Source organism: Mycobacterium kyogaense, assembly GCF_003254575.1.
In the GTDB taxonomy this organism is placed as follows: Bacteria; Actinomycetota; Actinomycetes; order Mycobacteriales; family Mycobacteriaceae; genus Mycobacterium; species Mycobacterium kyogaense.
This window is the reverse complement of sequence record NZ_QJUA01000004.1, coordinates 134260-155613: the sequence shown is the minus strand read 5'-3', so window position 1 is coordinate 155613 and position 21354 is coordinate 134260. Positions and strand designations below refer to the sequence as shown.

Below are 21354 nucleotides of genomic sequence, written 5' to 3'. Positions count from 1 at the left end.
AATCGAGCTGTGCTTGGCTCTATGTCATGGACGTCAGCCATCTCGCACCGCTCGAACAGACCGCTCTGCTGACCGAATACTGCCGTGCCCTGGACCAGCGCGCAGCCCAGCCGATCCTCCGGGATTCGTGGGCAGTCGAGACCGTCGACGCCATCGACTACGACTTCGCCAGCCTTGCCGCCACACCCAGCGTGGTGCCGCTGGTGGCCCTACGCGCCAAGATGCTCGACGACGTCATCCGCGCGTTCCTGTCCGAGCACCGCGACGCCGTGGTCGTCGACCTGGGCGCAGGTCTGTCCTCTGCCGTCCACCGCGTGGGTCCGGGGGCCGGCGTCGACTGGTACAGCGTCGACCGTCCCGCGGTGCTGGCGGTGCGTGCCGCCGTGCTGCCGAGCCACCCGGCCGACCATCCGGTACCCGCCGATCTGACCGCGCCGGGCTGGGCCGAGCAGATCCCGGCCGACCGGCCCGCGATGGTGTTCGCCGACGGGTTGATCGCCTTCCTCGACGAATCGAGGGTGAGAGCGTTGTTGACTGATGTGACAACACATTTCGCGACGGGCTTGCTCGCGTTCAACGACTACGGCCCGGTGAGCAGGGCCAACCGGTTGCTGGGGCGACTGGCCACCTCACGCAAGACCAACTCGCCGCACAACCAGTGGAACTTCCCGGGATTCGCCGACGCCCGCCGACCGGAGTCGTGGAACCCCGCGCTGACGCTGCACGACGAGCAGAGCGTCATGCAGCGGCCCGAAGCCGCAACGTTCCCCCGGGGGCTGCGCCTGGCGGCGCGGCTCTCCCATCGCATTCCGGCGATCGCGCGCAAAGCGCGGGTGCTGTCCTACCGGTTCTAGCGGGCGTCCCCGTTGCCCGCCGCGACCGAATCGGCGGCGCGCGGTGCGCCCGGGGTGCGGCGGCGCACGACGATGCGGCCGCCCTGGGCCGGCGTGACGGTGACGCCCCGGCTGTGGGGCTTCTCATCAGCCGCGCTGGTCGGCTCGATGCGGAACTCACGCAGGATGGTGCGCAGCGTGACCTCCATCTCCATCGTCGCGAAAGAGGCGCCGATGCAGCGCATCATGCCGCCGCCGAAGGGAATCCACGCGAACGGATTGGGCGGCTTGCCGACGAAGCGATCCGGGTCGAAGCGCTCGGCATGCTCGAAGCTGTTCTCGGCGGCCATCGCGAGCTGAGTGCTCGCCAGGATCGTGGCTCCCTCGGGAATGACCCACTCCCCCAGCTGAATCCGGGTGCGCGCCCGACGCAGCGCGGCGGTCAGCACCGGACGGGTGCGCTGTGACTCGGCGATGGTGGCCAGCAGCAATTCGTTGCCGCCGGCGTCGACCTCGTCGGTCAGCCGAACCAGCAGATCGGGATGGCGACGAATGCGCTCGATGGTCCACGCCAGCTGCGTCGAGGTGGTCTCGTGACCGGCCACCAACATGGTGAGCAGTTCGTCGACGATGTAGCTGTCCGGAAGCGGTGATCCGTCGTCGTAGCGGGCCTGCAGCAGCAGCGACAGCACATCGCCGCGATCCGCGAAATCCGGATCCGACCGAGCTTGGCTCATCACGGATTTCAGCAACTCGTCCATCCGGCGCCGGTAGCCGGCGAACTTCCCGCCCGGGCTCCAGGGCCCCATGTCCTTGCGCACGATCGACGGCATCAGCGCGATCTTCGACCCGAACTCGACGGCCTTGGGCATTAGCTCGCGCATCTCGTCGAGCTCGGCCCCCTCGGCGCCGAACACGGTACGCAGGATCGTGTTCAGCGTGATCCGCATCATCGGGTCGACGGTCGGGAACTCGACACCCTCGGCCCAGGTGCCGATCTCACGCAGCACCTCCTGTTCGGTCACGGTCTCGTAGGCGCGCATGTTCTTGCCGTTGAACGGCGGGAGCAGCAGCTTGCGCCGGGCCAGCAGCTCGTCGCCCTCGAGGTTGAAGATCGAGCCGGGGCCGAGCACGTCGCCGCCCAGGTTGTTCTGCGGCCGGCCGATCAGCTCTCGACTGCTGCTGAACAGTTCCTTGACCAGCGCGGGATCACTGATCACCACCGTGGTGCCGAACACCGGCACCCGCAGCGTGAACGTGGAGCCGTACCGGCGGCCCAGGGCCGCGATCGATCCGTAGCGGGCCGCGAGCACCGCCGCGCCCTGAACCAGGCTGGGCACGGGCGGGCCGGGTGGCAGCTTCACCGGATCTGTGGTGGCGGCTGTCATGGTGTCACCTCGTCGCTTCTAGGAGACGTCGCTTTCTAGGGGACGTCGCTTTCAGGAGACGCTGTCTGGGGAGCGTCAGGCTATCTGGTAATCGCTGAGCGGAAAATGTTCCTGCTCTTTGACGGCCTGTCGGATGGATGTGGGCCGGAACAGCGGCGCCTCACCGGACTTGTTGAACCAGTATGACCGCGAATTGGTGCAGTCGCCGAGCCGGAACACCGAATCGTCGAGCAGGGTCAGCATGCGGTCGAGGAACCGATCGTTGGCCTCCTCGGTGACCTCGAACGCCCGGCCGCCGCTGCGCTGCAGCTCGCCGAAGAGTCGCTTCATGTGCCGCATCTGGTACTCGACGGTGTCGAACCAGGACATGCCCACCCAGGCGTACGGGCTGGCCTGGTTGATCATGTTCGGGAACAGCGGCACGGTCATGCCCTCGTAGGCTTGGAACCCGTTCTCCCGCCACCACTTTCCGAGGTCGCGGCCCTCCCGGCCGATCACCGGGATCGCGGGCAGATTGGATTCCCACACGTCGAAGCCTGTGGCGAGGACCAGGGTGTCCACGGTGCGCTTGACGCCGTCGCTGGTGACGATGCCGTCGGGTTCGATCCGCTCGATGCCCGTCGTCTCCAGGTGGACGTGCGCCTTGTTGAGCGCGCGGTAGTAGACGTTGGACAGCGTCGGGCGCTTGCAGCCGAAGTCGTAGTTCGGGGTGAGCTTGCGTCGTAGCTCGCGATCCCTGATCGACAGGAAGCGGTGCAGGGCGCCGATGGCGGCCGCAGCAGTGTTGACCGGCCGGAACTGCCGGAACTTCCACATCGCGATGGTCACCATGACGTCCATGAACAGATCGCTGGACATCCGCAGAAGACGTTGCGCCACAGGGAATCTGGCGAACAGCTTCTGTGCGGCCGGACCGAACGTGAGGTCGAACTTCGGCATGACCCAGATCGGGGTGCGCTGGTAGACGGTCAGCTCGGCGACGTCCTCGGCGAGCTTGGGGATCAGCTGGACCCCGGTGGACCCGGTGCCGATGATCGCCGCCTTCGTGCCGCGCAGCGAGTAGTCGTCGTTCCACTCCTGGGCATGCAGGACGGTGCCGGCGAAATCTTCGATACCCGGGATGTCGGGCTTCTTCGGCTGGCTCAGGTAGCCGGTGGCCAGGATCAGGAACTGAGCCCGCAGCGTCTCGCCGCCCTGCAGCGACACCTGCCAGGTCTGCGACTCCTCGTCCCAGCGCGCACCGTCCACCGTGGTGTTGAAGCGCATGTAGCGCCGCAGGTCGTACTTGTCGGCCACGTGATCGGCGTAGGTCTTGAGTTCGGCGCCAGGGGCGTAGAGCCGCGACCAGTACGGGTTCGGTTCGAACCAGTACGAGTACGTGGTGGAGGGGACGTCGACCGTCAGGCCCGGATACCTGTTGACATGCCAGGTACCGCCGAGATCGTCCTCCCTGTCGAGGAGGACGATCCGGCGGTACCCAAGCCTGTTGAGTTGGATCGCGGCGCCCATTCCGCCGAATCCCGCGCCGACGATGACAGCGTCGAATTGCTCGGTACTCACGTGGCGATACTACGGGCTTTCACAGGGGTTCTCGCAGGCGTGACCGCAGTCGCGGTCCTACTTGCTGTCACCACCGTCGGACTTGCTCGCGCTGGCCTTCGAGGACGAACCGTCGCCACCGGCGTCACGCTTGCCGAACTTCGGAGCCTTCTTGGCCGGTGCCGAGTCGTCCGATGACTTGGCGCTTCCCGCGTCCGCCTTTGTCGTGTCGGCACTCGTGTCTGCCTTCGTCGTATCGGCGGCCTTGCGGTCCTTGCCGAACGACCACTTCTTGGCGGGCTTGGCGGTGTCGTCGGACGCCTTGCCGTCATCGGTCTTGTCGACGACGGGGGTGACCTCGGGGGCGGGGGTCTCTGCGACCGTGCCCTTGTCCGTGCCCTTGTCCGTCTCCGTGTCCTTGACCGTCTCCGTCTTGGTGTCGTCGGTCTTGGCCTGGTTGAACTTGTCGGTCAGGTTCTGGATCGCGTTGGCCAGGAAATCGTTCTTCTTGGCCGGTTTGACGGAGTCAGCAGAGGTGTCCTTGGTGGGCTCCTCGACGGCCGTCGTGACCTCGGCCGTGGTCTTGGCGGCGAGCAGCGCGTTTCCGGTCGAGGTCTCGCTGGGCAGGTCCCCGATCCAGTGGCCGTTCTCGTCGTAGTTCTTCTTGAACTTCGGCGGCACGTAGCTGTTCGGCGGGATGTCGTCGCCCGGCTTCCAGTCGACCGGCATGAACGGATCTGCCTTGTTGCAATCCGGGCACAGCACCTTCGCGAACGGACGGAGGACGTAGGCCGACAGCGACATCTGCGGGTTCCACAGCGTGCTCTGCGGCACGAACGGGTACCAGCTCTTCCACAATGCCGACGTCAGCCGGACCGTGGTGTCCCAGATCTCCTTACCGGACGGGAAGTCAACCGCCTCGGGATCGTTGAGCAAGTAATCCCAGGTCGCGTTCCAGCCGGCGTTGGGATCGAGTTTGACGGTCTGGCCTGACCAGTTGGTGGGCAAGCCTGTCTCGCCGAGCTCCTGGCCCCAGTAGGTCTCGTTGGCGCTGATCGGATTGATCACCTCGGGGAACGTATAGCCGTTACCGAGATAGAACTCCCACGGTGCCACGGTGAACATGTGGCTGAGAATGCTCTCGGGGTGCGGGCACGGCGGGAAGCCGGAGCAGCCCGCGTCCATCGGCAGGTTCGCGGCGAGGAAGTAGAACGTGGCGATGCCCGCCTGCTCCGAGTAGGGCTTGAACGGCAGGAGCATGTCCACGAAGCCCTTGGTCATCTCCTCGTTGGGCGGATCCCACCCGAGGACGTTGACGTCGCTGTAGACCCACCAGCTCTTGCTCTCCTCCATGGCGGCGGAGAACCGGTTGATCGCATTGATCTCGGCCTGCGGGATGCTGAGCACCGCGTTGAACAGGTTCGGGATGATGTTGGCGTAGGACTGCCCGGGCTTCAGGCCCGTCGACGCGGCCACCAGGCTCACGTCCATCGACGAGATCGTGCGCTCCTGAGCGGCGCTCACTGCGGCCTCGACCGGAAGCACCGATCCCGCCGCGATCAACGTGGCCCCGACAAGCGCAATCCCTGTCGTGGCATACGGCCGCAACGCTGACTGCATGTATGCATCCCTCTCGTCGTACGTGATTGGAGGTCTCGCGTAACGGGTCACGACGAGATCACGATGACAGTACCGAAGTGTGATGCAGGTGTCCAGCTAATGGGAAATTGCTGCGCCGTCACATGCATCCGCGAAGATATGCCCGATTCGCCCGCCTGGCGCACTCGGCGGGCGCTTCGTCATGCGCAGGTCGTTCCGTCGAAATGCCCTGGCTGACCGCGGTTTGCGCCTGTCGGCAGCGTCAATATGGGCGCCGCACAAACCCCCGTCAGCAATGTGAAAGCGCAAAGAGCCGCGTCGATCGTCCTACCGAGAAAGCTTTGCCGGAGAGTAGTCGGCGCCCGAGTCGGAGCTCTCAGAGGCTTTCTGTGGCCAACCAGGCGTCGATCCGGGTCGCCACTGCCTCCCAACCCGGCTCCACCATCATGTTGTGCCCCATCCGGGGGAAGAACTCCGGCTCGGTGCGGTAGGCCTTCGCAGTGGCCTCCACCTCGTCGCGGGTGACGGCGCCGTCGTCGTCGGCCCCCAGCACCAGCATCCGCGTGTGAATCCGGTCCGGGCGGGGCCGGTTGAAGATCCCGTCGGTACCCGACCGCGCGCTCTCCTCCCCCAGCCGCTCGATGGAGCGCCGCACCAGGTCCTCGGGGGTGTGCGGGGAGAAGAACCGCTCGCGCGCCAGCTCGGGGGTGCTGACGTAGGGCAGTGTCTTGCGCGTCACCGACATCTTCGCGAAGTGCCAGGGGTGCCGGCGCAGCCACCGCAGCCCCGAACGCAGATAACCCTGAGGCGGCATCGAGGCCATCAGCACCGCCGCCGGCGCCTCATGGGACTCCAGGTACTTCTGCACGACGAACCCGCCCATCGAATGCCCGATCAGAACCGGCGGCGTCGCCAAGGTGGCGGCGACCGCTGCGACATCGGCCTCGTAGTCGTCGAACGTGCAGTCGTTGAGAGGTTTGTCGGTGCTGCTCCCGCCGTGGCCGCGAAGGCTCAGCGCCAGCGCGTGGTAGCCGCGGTCGGCGAACCAGCCCAGGAAGTGCTCGTCCCAGCACCACGCTGCGTGCCAGGCGCCGTGCACGAACAGCAGCGGGGCAGGATGGGCGGCGCTCACCTGCCCCCGGTCGACAACCTCGAGCATGGTCTCCTCGCATCGGGCGGGTGGGGGCAGCGTCCGCGTGGACGGGTTGGCAGCGCCCCTGATAGTACGGTTCCTGCTATGAGGTCCAGCGCCCGACGAGGCGGAACATCCACCGGCGGGCTGCGATTCGGCCTGCTCGACGGGATCGTCAACACCCGCTTCTCGCCGACGGCGGCCACCCGGTTCGCCGGTGCCACCGTCGCGCTCAACGGCGGCGATTCACTGTGGGTGGGCGATCACCTGAACTCGCTGATCCCCCGCTCGCTGGCCACGCCCGAACACCTCGGCGTCGGGGCCAAGCTGGTACCCAGGGTCGACGCCATCCTCGAACCGTGGACGATGCTCGGCCACCTCGCGGCGCGCAACCGGTTCACCAGGCTGCGCCTCGGTGTCTGTGTCACCGACGCCAGCCGACGCAATCCCGCGGTCACCGCCCAAGCGGCGGCCACCCTGCATCTGCTCACCAAGGGCCGGGCCATGCTCGGCATCGGGGTGGGCGAGCGCGAGGGCAACGAACCGTACGGCGTGCCGTGGGAGAAGCCGGTGGCCCGCTTCGAAGAGGCGGTGGCGACGATCCGGGCGCTGTGGAACTCCGGCGGCGAGGCGATCACCCGGGATTCGGAGTTCTTTCCGCTGCACAACGCCGTGTTCGACCTGCCGCCCTACCGCGGCACCTGGCCGGAGATGTGGGTGGCCGCGCAAGGCCCCCGGATGCTGCGCATCACCGGACGGCACGCCGACGGCTGGGTGCCGTTCACGATCTCCCGCCCGGCCGACTACGCCCGCTCGCTCGCCACCGTGCGCGATGTCGCCTCGGACGCGGGCCGCGACCCGGACGTGATCGTGCCTGCGCTCAACCGCGCGGTGGTGGTGGGCCGCAGCCGCGATGACGTCGACGAGGCGCTCGACGGGGTCATCCTCAAATCGTCGGCGCTGGCCGCGCCGGCCGAGGTGTGGGCGCGCCACGGAGCGGTGCACCCGCTGGGCGCGGATTTCTCCGGAGTGCAGGACCTCGTCCCCCAGACGATCGACTACGAGAGCGCGCTCGCGTACACCAAGGCCGTCCCGCCGTCGTTGATGCGCGAGATCACGTTCTCCGGCACCGCCGACGACGTGCTCGGTCAGATCGCCGAGTGGCGCGACCACGGGCTGCGGTACCTCCTGGTTCTCAACGCGAGCCAGTTGAATCCCCGGTTGCGCAAGGCGGTCACGGCCAGTGGGCCGTTCGGAACCGTGCTGCGCGGACTCAAGAAGCTCTGATCCGCCGGCGGTGCGGCACCGACATCTCGCACCGTCTCGCATCCGGTGAGTTAGCTGACTTCGCCACAGCGGAAGTTTTCGTTACATAGCTACGTGCGGTCGGCGTGACGTGGGCCGCACCGGCGCAGCCGGGGGTTATTTGCCGGCGGGTCAATTTTGCGGGACCTGCGTTCCAGGTCAGCCGCGTCTGCGCTCCCTGCGTGGTCTCACCCAACTCGTCGTGAATCTTTTCGGGGTCTTTGCACACGGCGGTGCCTACACCGTTTATCGTTACTTTGCTACGGTCACGTTTGTCCGCCGCATACGGGGAGCGGGTACAGCGCCGTCGTCACGTCGACCACAGAAGGATTCTCGATGCACACAGCTTTGCGTCCGTATGCCACCGCGGGCGTCGCGCTGGTGGGGGCCGGCCTCATCGCCGTCGGCCCCGTCACCCCGACGCCGCACACCACCATGGTCCGCGATGCCGATGTCGCCCTGACCGGCTCCGTGGCCAACATCCCCGCCAACGCCTTCCTCGCTGCGCTCAACACCCCGGCGAACCTCGTGTTCGGCATCCAGCGCTTCGCCGACGCGATGGCGGCCAGCGGCAGCTGGGAAGTCTCCCAACCCAACAACGTCTGGGGCTGGGATCCGGCCAACCCCGAGATGCTCGAGGGCTTCGTCGACATGCTGGTGCCGTTCCCGGCGCTGTCGCGTCCGCTCGGTGAGCACCTGAACTGGTGGGCTGCAGCGAATCTCCCCATGCACGAGGGCTGTGCGTTCGAGTGCACCGACCCCATCGGCATGCTGAAGTCGATGTTCACCGTGCCGATGTGGAAGTTCTACTCTCCCGAGGGCTACACGTTCGGCGAGGTCATCAACCCCGTGGACGGCAAGCCGACCGCGTGGTCCGGGCAGACGGTCAAGTTGGACCGGTTCGAGGTGATCAAGTCCGTCGCCGACTATTTCACCGGTGAGCCGCAGGCGTTCAAGCCCGTGACGATGTACGACTTCGTCACCGCCAGCGCGAATCTCGCTGCCGCACTGCAGGTCACGGGACACGTACCGGACTGGCTCGCCGTCCGCGAGATCGAGACCTTCGTCAAGCTGTTCATCCCCAAGCCGGCGAACCCCGTCGTCGAGGACAAGGACTACCCGGACAATCCGACGGGCTGGCCCGGGGGCGCTCCCGAGACCGCGACCACCAACCTGGTCAGCCTCGACACTGTGAAGGTCGCCAAGGCCGCCAATGCCGATGTCGAGGCCCCGGCTGAGACTGCGCCGGCGGAGACCGTCGCACCGAAGCCCGCGGTCACCGCGGAGTCGGTGGTCGACTCCGTGAAGAAGACCGTCGAGGAGACTCCGGCGCCCGAGGCGACCGAGGGCACGGATGCGGCCGAGCAGGCCACTTCCGACGCGCCGGCCGAAAAGCCCTCCGCCACACCGCGTCGCGCAGGGTCTTTCAGCGTGCAGGACACGGTGGCGAACCTACAGAAGAAGTTCGCCGCCGCGACCGAGAAAGCCACCGAGAAGGCAGACAAGGCCGACAAGGGGACGGACACGACGTCGAAGCGCACCGGTGACCGCGCGGAGAAGTCGGGCGGTTCCTCGTCGTCGGATGCGAGCTCGGCGAAGACCTCGAAGAAGGACTCCGGCAGCCAGGAATAAGGTGGCGATTCCCACCGTCGGCGGTTAGCCTTCGCCGATGCCAACATGGGAGGCGCTCGCAGCGTTCGCTGTGGCGTCGGTCGTCATCATCGCCATCCCCGGACCGAGCGTGCTGTTCGTCATCGGCCGTTCCCTCTCCTCGGGACGACGAGCCGGCCTGTTGAGTGTGGTGGGCAACGAACTCGGCGCTCTCCCGCTGGTCGCCGCCGTCGCCCTCGGCGTGGGAACGGTGGTGGCACAGTCGATCCTGCTGTTCACACTGATCAAGCTCGCCGGTGCCGCCTATCTGGGGTACCTCGGCGTGCAGGCGATCAGAGGCCGGCGGGACCACACTGTGCTCGCCTCCGGCGAGCACGCGGCGTCGTCATGGCAGAGCCTTCGCCAGGGGTTCATCGTGGGCGTCACGAATCCCAAGACGATCGTGTTCTTCGTCGCGGTGCTGCCTCAGTTCGTCGACGTCCATGCCGGCGCTGTCGCCACCCAGATGATGGTTCTCGGCGTGCTGTTCACGCTGATCGCGTTGGCGGGTGACAGCGTGTGGGCGTTGGCGGCAGGGACCGCACGAGCTTGGTTCGCCACCTCCGGCAAGCGCTTGGCGGCAGTGCGTGCCGCCGGGGGCACCATGATGATCGGACTGGCCGGCGCGCTGGCGCTGACGAGCAACAAGGCCGCCTGACGGTCACTACCGCCTGCGCGGTCCGAACCACGCGCGGTTGCCGTACCGGTCGAGGTGCACCACCTCGTCCACCGGCCTGCGCGTGGTCGGGCCGTAGCGGCCCTTAGGCCAGCCGAGCGGCACCACCGCGCACGGCGTGACGTCCATCGGCAGCCCGAGGATCCGGCGCGCAGACGTCAGATTCCACAGCGGCAGCGTGATGAGGGAGGCGCCCAGTCCCATCGAGCGGGCCGCCAGCAGCAGGTTCTGCACGCTGGGGTAGATGGACCCGAAGAACGCCGAGGCGGCCGCGTGCGGCATCGGCACGAACGGCACCTTGCCGTCGCGGCTACCCAACTTCAAGCAGGCGATCACCAGGACCGGGATCTCGGTGAAATGCTCCAGCTGCCATTCGATGGCCTTGACGCTCTTGGCCATCTCCTCGTCGTAGGACGCGATGTCGCGGATCGACGTCCGGTGAAAAGCGCGCCACGCCAACCGGTATCGACGCTGCAGCTTCTTCTTGACCCGCGGATCCTTGACGACGACGAACTCCCAGTTCTGCCCGTTGGCGCCCGTCGGGGCCCGCAACGCGAGCTCGATGCACTTGAGCACGATCGCGTCGTCGACCGGATCGGGGCGCACCCGACGGATCGCCCGCTGGGTCATCATCGTCTCGACCAGCGGCATGGTCAGCCGGGCGAGCGCCTCCTCGGCGCTCGGGATCGGTTCGGGCATCGCTATGCCTCCTCCGCGATCCACGAGGCGGTGAACTGCTGCATCTGCGGAACGTCGCGGGCGATCAGCTCGGCGACATAGCGTTCGATGCGGCCACCCATCATCGGGATACGCACCTCGACCGTGCCGCGTACCCGCAGCCGCGAGCCCGTCGGAATCGCCTGCAGCACCATGGTTCCCGACCCGGAGCTGGGCACCCCCCGGGCAGTGATCGCGAAGTCACCGTGCGCCTCCCCCGCGACTCCGCCCGGCCGCCACGTTTCCCTGCGCGTGATCGAGGTGTCTCCGGGCAACATCCGCCCGATCTGACCGGGCAGCATGTCCTGGCGCAGATCCTGCGTGGTCTGCACGACGACGCCGCCGTCGGACTCGACGGTCAACGAATCCAGCGTCATCGAATCGCCACCGTAGGCGGCCAGCCGGGCCAGCCAGTAATCCCTGGTGGCGAACGCGGCCAGCACGTCGGGGACCGCGGCGCCCGCCTCGGCGCTCACGTCGAACGGACGCGCCACTACGGACGCTCCGAAGGCGCCCGGCCGAACACCTTGTCGGCGACCCGGCCCGCGAATCGCCGCGCCTCTTCGAGGTGTTCGTCGTTGATGTTGGTGGGGGGCAGCTTCATGCCGAGGTAGCGGTCCCGGTACTCCCCCGTGCCCAGGTAGCTGGTCAGCGACAGCATCGACGGCAGCTCACCGCCGGGATAGGTGAAGTGGATGCCGTCGACGTAGCGCCCGCCCTTCTTCTCGGCGAGCTTGCGGACCCCGGCCAGGTTCTTGCGCCACTTGCGCCGGCAGACGACGAACACGGCAAAACGCTTGCCGTCCAACACCGGCCGAGCCTCATGGGACATCAGGAACGTGCGCAGCGGCATCGACACGGTGTCCCACCACGTCGGCGACCCGATGCAGATCAGGTCGTAGGAACCGGTGCGCACCGCCTCCGGTGTGCGGATGTCGCCGGTGCGTTTGAGCGTCTGCGCGGGCAGCATGCCGAGGAACTCCGGCCACACGCTGCGCATCGGGAATCGGGAGAAGCGCTCGGCATACCGAGGGTCGGTGAACTCGATCGGCGCCTCGGTGACCTCGCAACCGCGCGCACGGAACACCTCGGCCGCGGCGTCGAGCACCTTCTTGGCCTGCCCGGTGTAGCTGTAGTAGAGCAGCAGCACCTTCGGTGAATCAGCCAACTCCGGCACATCCTTTCGTGGCCTGGGCAACCCGACGTGCCACGCCGGGCCTCAAGCGCATAGCCTCACACACGTGAACGACAAAGTTGCGGTCAATCTGAGCGGCCCCGCGAAGACGATGCTGTCCACGTTGTACCTGAAGGCGCTCGACGCCGACTTCGAGGCGCCCATCCTCGGCGACCGATTCGCCAAGGCCGCGATCGGCAAGCTCGACTTCGACTGGAGCGAGCTGGAGATCACCCCGAAATGGGCGCCGCTGTTCACTGTTCGCACCGCACAGTACGACATCTGGGTGCGGCAGTTCATCGCCGCGCATCCGGAGTGCACCGTCGTGCACCTGGGGTGCGGACTGGACTGCCGTGTCTTCCGCGTCGACCCCGGCCCCGGCGTTCGTTGGTACGACGTCGATTTCCCGCAGGTGATCGCGCTGCGGGAACAGATCTACCCCAGCCGGGACAACTACGAGCTGATCGCCACGCCGGCCACCGAACCGGAGTGGCTCGAGCAGATTCCCGCCGACCGGCCGACACTGCTGATCGCCGAGGGCATCAGCATGTACCTGACCGAGGAGGAAGGCATCGCGCTGCTGCGCCGGTTCATCGACCGCTTCGGCACCGGCGAGCTGCAGATCGACTTCTTCAACTGGCTGGCCATCAAATCGCAGAAGAGCCAATCGCTGGTGCGCACCTCCGGCTCGGTGCTGTACTGGGCGGTCAACAGCCCCCAGCAGATCCTCGACAAGCTGCCGGACATCCGGTTGCTCGCGGCCGCAACGTTTTTCGACGCCAGCACCTACGCCCGCACCGGCCGCGGCATGCACGCGCTCAAACGCCTCGTCGCCGCCGTGCCGCCGCTGCGGACCTCGTTGCAATACCATCGCTACGCGTACGGCGCCTAGGCGCTCGCGGCCTGCTTCGCCGCGATGCTGCGCAGCTGGGCCTCGATCGCGGCGATCGACTTGTCGCGATCGGGGCCATGGCTGTGGTATTCGATCATCAACTGCCCGTTGAAGATCTTCGACGTGTAGATCTCGATGCCGGCGCCGACCGCGAAGTAGAACTCGCCGTGGCTCGCGGCCACCTCCATGTCCGCCGGGGTGCGCAGCGGCGGCACGATTCCGTTGTCGGTGAACATCACCACATCGGGCAGGCCGGGCGGGTTGCCGACGTACTGCGGGCTGAAGTGCAGGAAGCTCTGCTGGATGACGCCTTCGGCGATGTCCTTCTTGTACGTGTCGTTGATGTCGCGGGCCAGCGCCGCCACGTCCGTGCCGGGATGGATCTCGGCCAGGTACGTCGCGATGCCCACCGGGTTGGTGCTCTCGGTCGCCGACACCGGCGGCGTCAGCAGGTAGCGCAGATCCACCGGGTAGACGTAGGGCACCGGGATGTTCGGCGTGTTGCGCACCTGCCACTCGGCCATCAGCACCGCCGCGGACAGCAGGCTGTTCAGGCCCAGCTTGTTGGCCCGGCAGAACGCGATGATCTTCTCGGTGTCCTGCTCGGAGAGCGTGCAGTACTCCATCGGGACCAGTTGCGGCAGCACCGGATTGGTCTCCGAGGGAGCCCGGCGCGACGGCGGTAGCTCGTAGGCGAACATCGCGGCGAGCAGACGCTCCAGACCGGAGCGGGTCCTCTTCTCGACGCCGCGACTGGCCAGGATCGTCTCCAGCGGCTCGGGTGCGGGATGCACCTTCACCGGCCGGGTGGTGCCCGTGGTGACCAGATCGGTGTAGGTGGAGAACAGCTCCTCGACGAGGCTGAACTGGTGGTGGCCGTCGGCCAGGCTGTGGTGGATGTAGAGCGTCGGCTGGGCCACCCCGTCGCGGACCGTCAGGCGCAGATGCACCAGCGACTGGGTCTGGTCGAAGATCAGCGGCGGCGCCGGCTCGTCACCGGTCAGCTCGACCACCTCGATACCCGGGTGCATCAGATCGTCGAGCACGATCTCCCACTTGCCGTCGGGCAACTGCTCGAGATGCCCGCCGAGCACGGGATGCGCCTCCAGCAGCGCGTCGAACGCGTCCGACAGCGCATCGGCATCCATCGGCCCCTTGACGTGCGCCGCCAACCCGATGAAATTGTGCGTCTCGGCGAACATCTCCTCGCTTCGGGCGAGCTTACGAATCCCCGAGGACGGAAACATCGGAATCAGACTCCCTCTCACACGGTTCGGACGAGCACGGCTGGGTCAGCCACGGCGGCTGGCCTTCCGGTAGCCCAGGGCCAGCGGAACCGCGCATATCGCGAGGATGCCCACCGACCACAGCACGGCGAACACCATGGGCCGGGCGATCGGACCCTCGATGGAGAGCCCACGCATCGCCTTGATCGTATAGCTGACGGGCTGGTGCTCGACGAACGGCTGCAACCACTTCGGATATTGATCGAGCGGAACGAATCCGATCGAGAAGAACATCAGCACCGCGACCACGATGTCGGTGGCCTGCGGCACCAGCGTGCTCGACGAGTACAGCGCCAGCGTCAGCACCGCCGCCGACAACGCCACCCCGAACAGGGCGGGCATGAACACCCACGCGATCGCCGCGGGCAACCCCTGCTCGAAGCGGAAGCCCAACGCGAAGCCGACGCACATGACGACGAGCGTGATCACCACGATGCGGACCCACTCGGCCAGCATCCGGGACAGCAGCCCGGCGGCCCGGTGCATCGGCACGACCCAGAACCGCGACAGCAGGCCGACGTCGCGTTCCCGCATCACGCTGATCGCGCCGATGATCGCACCGGTCATGCCGCCGACGAGCGCCACCAGCGGAACCTGGCCGTACAACCCGCTCTGACCGCTCACCTGCTTGATCACGTCGCCGAAGACGACGTCGAGGGCGGCGAGGAAGCCGGCGGGCATCACGAACGACTGCACCAGCGTGGCCGGGTCGCGGCTCCAGCGCCGCAGGATGCGGAACGTCAGCAGCAGCACCTGTGGCACCAGCCGCCTCGGCGAGTTCTCCCACACCCGCGCGTCACGGTGCCGGCCGCCGGGGCGGTACGGCGCCTTCGCCACGGGTTCCTGCGCGGCCGCCGAGCGGGCCATCAGCGTCTCCTCCTGCTGACGATGCGGTGCAGCACGACCGCGACGACCCCGGCGCCCAACGCCCACGCCAACCCCGGCGCGAGGACCGCCCAGGTGACCTTCGGCGCCGCGTCGGTGGTGTCACCGGCGAACGCCTGCAGCCCGTACACCCACTGCGAGAGCGGCTGGTTGCGCACGAAACCCTGAATCCAGTCGGGGAACTGCTCGACCGGCTGCAGGCCCACCGACGCCAGCCCCAGCGTCAGCTGCGGCACCAGCATCATCGGCGCGGTCGCCTCCGGATTCTGGGTGGCGATCCCGATGAGGTCACCGATGATGGCCAGTGTCGCGCCGATCAGCAGCACCAGGCCGGCGAAGCCGAGGATGTGCCACACGGGTCCGTGGAACCGGAAACCGATGACGTGACCGCACGCCACCGACACGACCAGCGCGACGACGCAGCGGTACATGCTCGCGGTCAGGCGGGACGCCAGCGGCATGATCGCCGGGATCGGCATCGCGCGGAACCGGCGGTTGATGCCCTGGATGGAGTCGGTCGCCGAGCGGAACGCGGCCGACACCGCGGCGAACCAGATGGCCTGCAGGATGATCAGCGGCGTCAGGTACTGCGCGTAACTCGACAGCGGCTGGACCGCGCCCATCATCTGCTTGAGCGGCAGGTAGTAGCCGATCGTGAACACGATCGACCCGATGATCTGCGTGGCCAGTTCGCCGTTGCGCAGCGTCGGGGTGATCATCCGGACCGTCAGCACCCACCACTGCTGCAGCGCGCGCACCGGCGGCCGCGACGCCGCCGGCACGGTGGACCGGGCGGGTGCGGTCGAGACGGCCCCGCTCACGCGTAGGCGCCCGCCGCCGGGACATCGGTGCGCTCGGCCCCATCACGGGCGTGGTCGCCGGTCAGCGCCAGGAACACCTCGTCGAGCGACGGGCGACGCAGCGCGATGTCCATCAGCTCGATGTCGGCCTCGTTGAGCTTGGTCAGGGCCGCCATCAGTGTGCGCGGGCCCTCCGGCGCCGGCATCGAGATGCGGTCCGAGGTCTCGGTCAGCGCGGCGCGGTTGGCCTGCGGTAGCAGCGGGCCGAGGACACGCACCACCTCGGGGAGGTCCTGGATGTGGCGCGGCACGATCTCGCAGTACGTTCCGCCGGTGCGCTCCTTGAGCTGGTCGGCGGTGCCCTCGGCGATCACGGTGCCCTTGTCGATCACGATGATCCGGTCGCTGAGCAGATCGGCCTCTTCCAGGTACTGCGTGGTCAGCAGCGTGGCGATCCCGGCTTCCTTGAAGTCGGTGACCAGCTCCCAGATCGCCTGGCGGCTGCGCGGATCCAGACCCGTGGTGGGCTCGTCGAGGAACACCACCTCGGGGCGCACCACCAGCCCGCACGCGATGTCGATGCGCCGCTTCATCCCGCCGGAGTACGTGCTCACCGGACGGTCGGCGGCCTCGACCAGATCGAACTGCTCGAGCAGCTCCAGCGCGCGCTCCTTGGCGACCTTCTTCTTCAGACCCTGCAGCCGGCCGAACATCAGCAGGTTCTCGCGGCCGGTCAGCATGTCGTCCAGCGCCGCGTACTGCCCGGTCAGCATCAGTGACCGCCGCACACCGGCCGGATCGGCGACCACGTCGTGCCCGGCGATCAGGGCACGCCCGCTGTCGGGCGTGATCAGCGTCGACAGGATGTTGACCGTCGTGGTCTTGCCCGCACCGTTGGGGCCGAGCAGACCCAGCACCTCGCCTCGGCCGACTTCGAAGCTGACGTCGCGCAGGGCCACCACGGAGCCGAACGACTTGCGGATACCGGCGACGACGACCGCCTTGTCAGAGCGAGACATGTGCTCCTCCTGCCCGGTTGCGTCGTGTCACGAGAGGTCGACGAGCGCCAGCTCGTCTCCGGCCGCGTCGGCGTCCTCGGCGGCCTGCGCCTCCCGCGTGATCTCCAGCAGCGCGGTCGAGTACTGCCGGGCAAAGGATTCCACATCGGTGGGTCCCAGCCGCCGGCTGTCGTACCACCAGTCGAGGTAGAGCACCCCGGCCGAGCGGTACACCCGCAGTTCCAGCGCATGCCCCAACCCGGGCAGCGCGTCCCGGATCGGCATCGCGGTGTCGGCGTCGAACCGGACCGCGGCGTCGTCGGGCTGTTCGGCGGGCACGTCGGGGATGGCGCCGACGTGGGTGAACAGGATGTCCGCCGAGCGGGTGTCGGCCAGCGCCCGGGCGGTCGGCGCGTACAGGTAGCGCAACAGCCCGTAGCCGATGCCGTAGTGCGGCACCGCCTTCAGCGTCTCCCGCACGTCGTCGAGCAGCGCCGGCGCGCTCGTCTGCTGCGCGGCGGGCAGCGCCACCGGGTGCAGGGTGGAGAACCACCCGACGGTGCGCTGCAGGTCGACGTCGGGTTTGAGCACCGACCGGCCACGGCCCCCGAGGTCGACGGCGACCGTGCCGTCGCCGACCGTCGCGGCCACGGTCCGGGCCAGCGCGGCCAGCAGGATCTCCTCGACGGGCAGCCGCAACCGCCGCCGGGTGTCGTCGATCTCGCCGGTCTCGGCGGGTGTCAGCGCGCTCGACAGGCGCACCAGATCGTCGGCGCCGGGTCGCTCGCTCGGTTCGGGTCCGGCCACGGTGACCGTGGCCGCGCGGGCGACCTGCAGCCAGTAGTCGCGGCTGTCCAGCACCGCCGGGTGGGTGGCCAGCCCGGCGCAGCGCTGCGACCACTCGCGCCACGACGTGGGCACCGGCGCGAGGGTGATCTCCTCCCCCGCCATCCGCTGCGAGAACGCGGTGACCAGATCGGTGAGCAGGACGTCGCGGGACGTGCCGTCGTCACCCGGTCCGCTCGCCACCCCGTGCAGGGTCAGCGCCAGGTGGCTCCGGCTCCCGTGCGCGCCACGCAGGAACGTCGCGGTCAGCGGCGCGGTGAGCAGCTGATGCTCGCGCACCTGCTCGTCGAGCGCCGCTTGGACGGCCTCGCGCTCCTGCGGGCTACCGGCCGCCACCCCGTCGGGCAGGGCGCGCACGATCAGCTCGGTGAACTCGCCGGGTTCGGCGATGTGCTGCTCCCACGTGCCGGCCCGCTCCACGAGGTGCACCCGCAGTGCGTCGTGGGCCGTGCTGACCGCGGCCAGCACCGCCCGCACGTCGTCCTCGCCGATGTCGGCACGCAGGCCGAGGACCACGGGGGTCCGCCAGCGGCCGACGTCGCGCAGGCCGTGCTCGAGGAAGTAGGCGACGTTCGGCGGCACCGGTGGGGTGACGACGTCGTCGAGCGACTGCCGGGCCAGACCACCCTCGGCGTAGCGGGCGGACAACACCTTCGCCAGCGACGACACCGTCTGGTTCTCGTAGAGATCCTGCGGGGTGAGGTCCAGTCCGCGGTGTCCCGCGGTCATCGCGACGCTGATCGCGATCAGCGAGTCACCGCCGATCTCGAAGAAGTTCGCGTTGCGGTCGATGTCGGGCAGGCCGAGGCACTGCGCCCACACCTGCGCCAGCACGGTCTCCACCGACGAAGCTCCGCCCGCCGCGGCCGGCGTGGCCGCGGGCGCCGCGGCGTCGAGGGCGACCCCGTTGGGTGCGCCGCCAAGCCACGCGGCATTCGCGTTGTGCTCGACCCAGTGCCGCTGCTTGGCGAACGGATAGCCGGGCAGCATGACCAGCTGAGGCTCGGCGTCAGAGTTCGCCCCTGGAGTCCAGGCCGGCGTCCAATCCACATCGACGCCTGCGGCCCACAGCTGGCCCAGCCCGAGCAGGAACGTGTCGCCGTCACTGCGGTTCTGCGCCTGGTGCCGCATCATCCGCACCGCGCGGTGGCGTTCCGACCAGCGCGGGTGCCGGCCCGCCGACGAGGTCAACGTGCCGCCGGGACCGACCTCCACCAGCACCCGGTCCGGGGCGGACAGCAGCAGGTCGAGCTCGTCGGCGAAGCGCACCGTGGCGCGGATCTGACGCGCCCAGGTGTTCGGATTGGTGGCCTCGGCAGCCGACATCGTCGTGCCGGTGATGTTGGACAGCAACGGGATTCGCGGCTCGTTGAGCGTCACGCCGGACAGGAAGGAGCTGAACTCGGCGACCACCGGGTCCATCAGCCGGGAGTGGAACGCGTGCGAGGTGCGCACCCGCCGCGCCGCGACGCCCTTCTCGGCCAACGCGGCCTGGAACGTGCGGATCGCCTCGTCGCTTCCGGCCACCACGCAGCTGCCCGGATCGTTGATGGTCGCGACATCGACGTCGCCGGTGAGGTACTCGGCGACGGCCTGCGGGCTCAGCGGGACCGCGACCATGACGCCGCGCGGGGCGGCGTGCATCAGCTGGGCGCGCTTGGCGACGACCTTGATCGCGGTGTCGAGGTCGAACACCCCGGCGATCGTGGCCGCGGCGTATTCGCCGATGCTGTGGCCCGCCATGATCGCGGGCTCCACGCCGTACGACTGGAGCAGCTTCGCCAGCGCGTACTCGACGGTGAACAGCGCGGGCTGCGCGCGGTCGGTGTGCTCGAGGTTGCGGCCCACGCCGTCGAAGATCTCGGCGCGCAGGTCGTAACCCATCAGCTCGTTGAAACCGGTCACGCACTCGTCGAAGTGGCGGGCGAACACCGGCTCGGTGTCGTAGAGGCCGCGAGCCATCCCGATGTGCTGAGCGCCCTGGCCCGGGAACAGGAACGCCACCCGGTCGCCGGACTCTTCGGCATCGGTGACTCCCTGGCCCTCGAACACGTTGTCCGTCTCGGTCGCCGAGAGCACCGTCGCGGCGTTGGCCTGGTCGTGCACGACCGCGGCCAGCCGGAACGGATCCTTGCGGCGGCGGGTCAGCGTGTAGGCGGCATCGGGCAGGCTGACGTCGTCGAGGTCGTCCGCCGATGGCGAGAAGTGGGCCGCCAGCGCTGCGCGTGACTGCGCCAGCGCCTCCTGGGTGCGCGCCGAGAGCACGAGCACCTGCGGCTTCGCGCTGGGCGTCGGGGCCGGCCGGAACGGCGCCTCTTCCAGCACGATGTGGGCGTTGGTGCCGCCCACGCCGAACGAGCTGACGCCGGCGCGCCGAATGCCGTCGGATTCCCACGGCCCGTCGGCGTTGCGGATCCGGAACGGCCCGCGGTCGATGTGCAGCTCCGGGTTCGGGCTGGTGTAGTGCAGCGTCGCCGGGATCGCCTTGTGCTCCAGGCACAGGATGGCCTTGATCAGCCCCGCGATACCGGCCGCCGTCTCCAGGTGGCCGATGTTGGACTTGACCGAACCCAGATAGCACGGTGCGCTGCGGGTCTCCTCGGCCAGCTCGAACGCCTGCCGCAGACCCTCCACCTCGATCGGATCCCCCAGCGGGGTGCCGGTGCCGTGCGTCTCGACGTAGGTGATGGACGACGCGTCCACGCCCGCGATCGCGTGCGCCTCGGCGATGACCTCGGCCTGGCCCAGCGCGTTCGGCGCGGCATACGTCATCTTGGTCGCGCCGTCGTTGTTCAGCGCCGACCCGCGGATCACCGCGTGGATGCGGTCGCCGTCGTCGATCGCGTCGGGCAGCGCCTTGAGCGCCAGCACACCGACACCGCTGGCGAAGATCGTGCCGTCCGAGCGCACGTCGAACGGGCGGCACTGCCCCGTCGGGGACACCATCGCGCCCTGCTCGTACCAGTAGCCGACGTGGTGCGGGATGCGCAGCGACGACCCGCCGGCCAGCGCGATGTCGCACTCGCCGTTGAGGATCGACTGGCACGCGAGATGCACCGCCACCAGCGACGACGAGCACGCGGTGGCCACCGACAGCGCGGGGCCGCGGAAGTCGAACTGGTGCGCCACCCGGGTCGCCAGGTGGTCCTTGTCGTTCTGTAGGCTCAGGTTCACCATCTCGAAGCTGGCGCCCTGGCCGATCACCATCATCGGATCGAAGTTCGACATCAGGTTGTGCAGCAGGTAGCCGCTGGAGCTGCTGGTGCCGAACACGCCGACGGTCGACTCGAGACCGTGGGGGTCGTAGCCGGCGTCCTCGAGCGCGTGGAACACCGCCTGCAGGAACAGCCGGTGCTGCGGGTCGAGCATCCGCGCCGCGTACGGCGTGAACCCGAAGAAGTCCGCGTCGAACTCCTCGATGCCCGGCATCAAGCCGGCCCGGCGGACATAGCCGCGGTTGGCCAGCGCCCGCTCGGTGACGCCGTTGGCCAGCAGCTCGCTCTCCGACAGGTCGACGATCGATTCCACCCCGGCGCGCAGATTGCGCCAGAACGCCGACACCGAATCCGCGCCGGGGAACTTCCCGGCCATGCCGATGACGGCGATCGCGTTGTCCGGGATTTCCTGCTCGCCC

General features: G+C 68.3%; 17 protein-coding genes. 5 read left to right on the top strand and 12 right to left on the bottom strand.

Annotation, left to right across the window (positions count from 1 at the left end; all coding sequences use genetic code 11):
* The first annotated feature begins 26 nt into the window (after window positions 1–26).
* A complete protein-coding gene (locus tag DMB80_RS05005; RefSeq protein WP_111508813.1) occupies window positions 27–854 on the top strand; it encodes a class I SAM-dependent methyltransferase in 828 nt (275 codons plus the stop codon).
* Here the strand turns inward: DMB80_RS05005 and DMB80_RS05000 are convergent.
* The 4 genes from DMB80_RS05000 to DMB80_RS04985 form a co-directional block, all read right to left on the bottom strand.
* The gene (locus DMB80_RS05000; RefSeq protein ID WP_111508812.1) at window positions 851–2221 is read right to left on the bottom strand and encodes a cytochrome P450; all 1371 of its coding nucleotides are present in this window, start codon (window positions 2219–2221) and stop codon (window positions 851–853) included. The two genes, DMB80_RS05005 and DMB80_RS05000, sit on opposite strands and share 4 nt — an antisense overlap.
* Window positions 2222–2296: 75 nt before the next feature.
* Window positions 2297–3781 carry a flavin-containing monooxygenase gene (locus tag DMB80_RS04995; protein WP_111508811.1) on the bottom strand — a complete coding sequence of 495 codons (1485 nt, stop codon included), beginning with the start codon at window positions 3779–3781 and terminating at the stop codon, window positions 2297–2299.
* A gap of 57 nt (window positions 3782–3838) precedes the next feature.
* Window positions 3839–5380 carry a hypothetical protein gene (locus tag DMB80_RS04990; protein WP_111508810.1) on the bottom strand — a complete coding sequence of 514 codons (1542 nt, stop codon included), beginning with the start codon at window positions 5378–5380 and terminating at the stop codon, window positions 3839–3841.
* Between the two features lie 355 nt (window positions 5381–5735).
* Window positions 5736–6518 carry an alpha/beta hydrolase gene (locus tag DMB80_RS04985; protein WP_111508809.1) on the bottom strand — a complete coding sequence of 261 codons (783 nt, stop codon included), beginning with the start codon at window positions 6516–6518 and terminating at the stop codon, window positions 5736–5738.
* A gap of 78 nt (window positions 6519–6596) precedes the next feature.
* Here DMB80_RS04985 and DMB80_RS04980 point away from each other — a divergent pair, with 78 nt between their 5' ends.
* The 3 genes from DMB80_RS04980 to DMB80_RS04970 all read left to right on the top strand — a co-directional run bounded on the left by DMB80_RS04980 (window position 6597) and on the right by DMB80_RS04970 (window position 10104).
* The gene (locus DMB80_RS04980) at window positions 6597–7778 is read left to right on the top strand and encodes an LLM class flavin-dependent oxidoreductase (protein WP_111508808.1); all 1182 of its coding nucleotides are present in this window, start codon (window positions 6597–6599) and stop codon (window positions 7776–7778) included.
* Window positions 7779–8132: 354 nt separating this feature from the next.
* Complete coding sequence (locus DMB80_RS04975; protein WP_111508807.1) at window positions 8133–9428, top strand: hypothetical protein; 1296 nt, start codon at window positions 8133–8135, stop codon at window positions 9426–9428.
* A 37-nt stretch (window positions 9429–9465) separates the two neighbouring features.
* The gene (locus DMB80_RS04970; RefSeq protein WP_111508806.1) at window positions 9466–10104 is read left to right on the top strand and encodes a LysE family translocator; all 639 of its coding nucleotides are present in this window, start codon (window positions 9466–9468) and stop codon (window positions 10102–10104) included.
* Window positions 10105–10110: 6 nt separating this feature from the next.
* On the opposite strand, the gene DMB80_RS04965 is transcribed toward DMB80_RS04970, so the two are convergent.
* From DMB80_RS04965 to DMB80_RS04955, 3 genes are read right to left on the bottom strand one after another with little or no spacing between them, the layout of a single operon-like run.
* Window positions 10111–10821, bottom strand: a complete 711-nt coding sequence (locus DMB80_RS04965) for a nitroreductase family protein (RefSeq protein ID WP_111508805.1) — start codon at window positions 10819–10821, stop codon at window positions 10111–10113.
* A 2-nt stretch (window positions 10822–10823) separates the two neighbouring features.
* On the bottom strand, window positions 10824–11333 hold the full coding sequence (locus DMB80_RS04960) for a DUF2505 domain-containing protein (protein WP_111508804.1): 510 nt from the start codon (window positions 11331–11333) through the stop codon (window positions 10824–10826).
* A complete protein-coding gene (locus tag DMB80_RS04955) occupies window positions 11333–12007 on the bottom strand; it encodes a flavodoxin family protein (protein ID WP_236694311.1) in 675 nt (224 codons plus the stop codon). Before DMB80_RS04955 ends, DMB80_RS04960 begins: the two co-directional genes overlap by 1 nt.
* A gap of 73 nt (window positions 12008–12080) precedes the next feature.
* Here DMB80_RS04955 and DMB80_RS04950 point away from each other — a divergent pair, with 73 nt between their 5' ends.
* Window positions 12081–12905: a class I SAM-dependent methyltransferase gene (locus DMB80_RS04950; RefSeq protein WP_048424195.1), complete on the top strand. Its 825-nt coding sequence runs from the start codon at window positions 12081–12083 to the stop codon at window positions 12903–12905.
* Here DMB80_RS04950 and DMB80_RS04945 read toward each other — a convergent pair.
* Genes DMB80_RS04945 through DMB80_RS04925 form a run of 5 tightly spaced genes read right to left on the bottom strand, consistent with a single transcriptional unit; the run spans window position 12902 to window position 21311 of the window.
* Window positions 12902–14152, bottom strand: coding sequence for a phthiocerol/phthiodiolone dimycocerosyl transferase (locus DMB80_RS04945; RefSeq protein WP_111508803.1), 1251 nt, complete (start codon window positions 14150–14152; stop codon window positions 12902–12904). The two genes, DMB80_RS04950 and DMB80_RS04945, sit on opposite strands and share 4 nt — an antisense overlap.
* A 45-nt stretch (window positions 14153–14197) precedes the next feature.
* Window positions 14198–15058, bottom strand: coding sequence for an ABC transporter permease (locus DMB80_RS04940; protein WP_111508802.1), 861 nt, complete (start codon window positions 15056–15058; stop codon window positions 14198–14200).
* Entirely contained in the window at window positions 15058–15897 is an 840-nt protein-coding gene (locus tag DMB80_RS04935) for an ABC transporter permease (RefSeq protein ID WP_046362903.1), read from the bottom strand. Before DMB80_RS04935 ends, DMB80_RS04940 begins: the two co-directional genes overlap by 1 nt.
* Window positions 15894–16895 (bottom strand): ATP-binding cassette domain-containing protein, encoded by a 1002-nt coding sequence (locus DMB80_RS04930; protein ID WP_111508801.1) that lies wholly within the window; start codon window positions 16893–16895, stop codon window positions 15894–15896. The genes DMB80_RS04935 and DMB80_RS04930 overlap by 4 nt, the downstream gene beginning before the upstream one ends.
* 27 nt (window positions 16896–16922) lie before the next feature.
* Window positions 16923–21311, bottom strand: coding sequence for a type I polyketide synthase (locus DMB80_RS04925; protein WP_240431021.1), 4389 nt, complete (start codon window positions 21309–21311; stop codon window positions 16923–16925).
* Window positions 21312–21354: the final 43 nt, after the last annotated feature.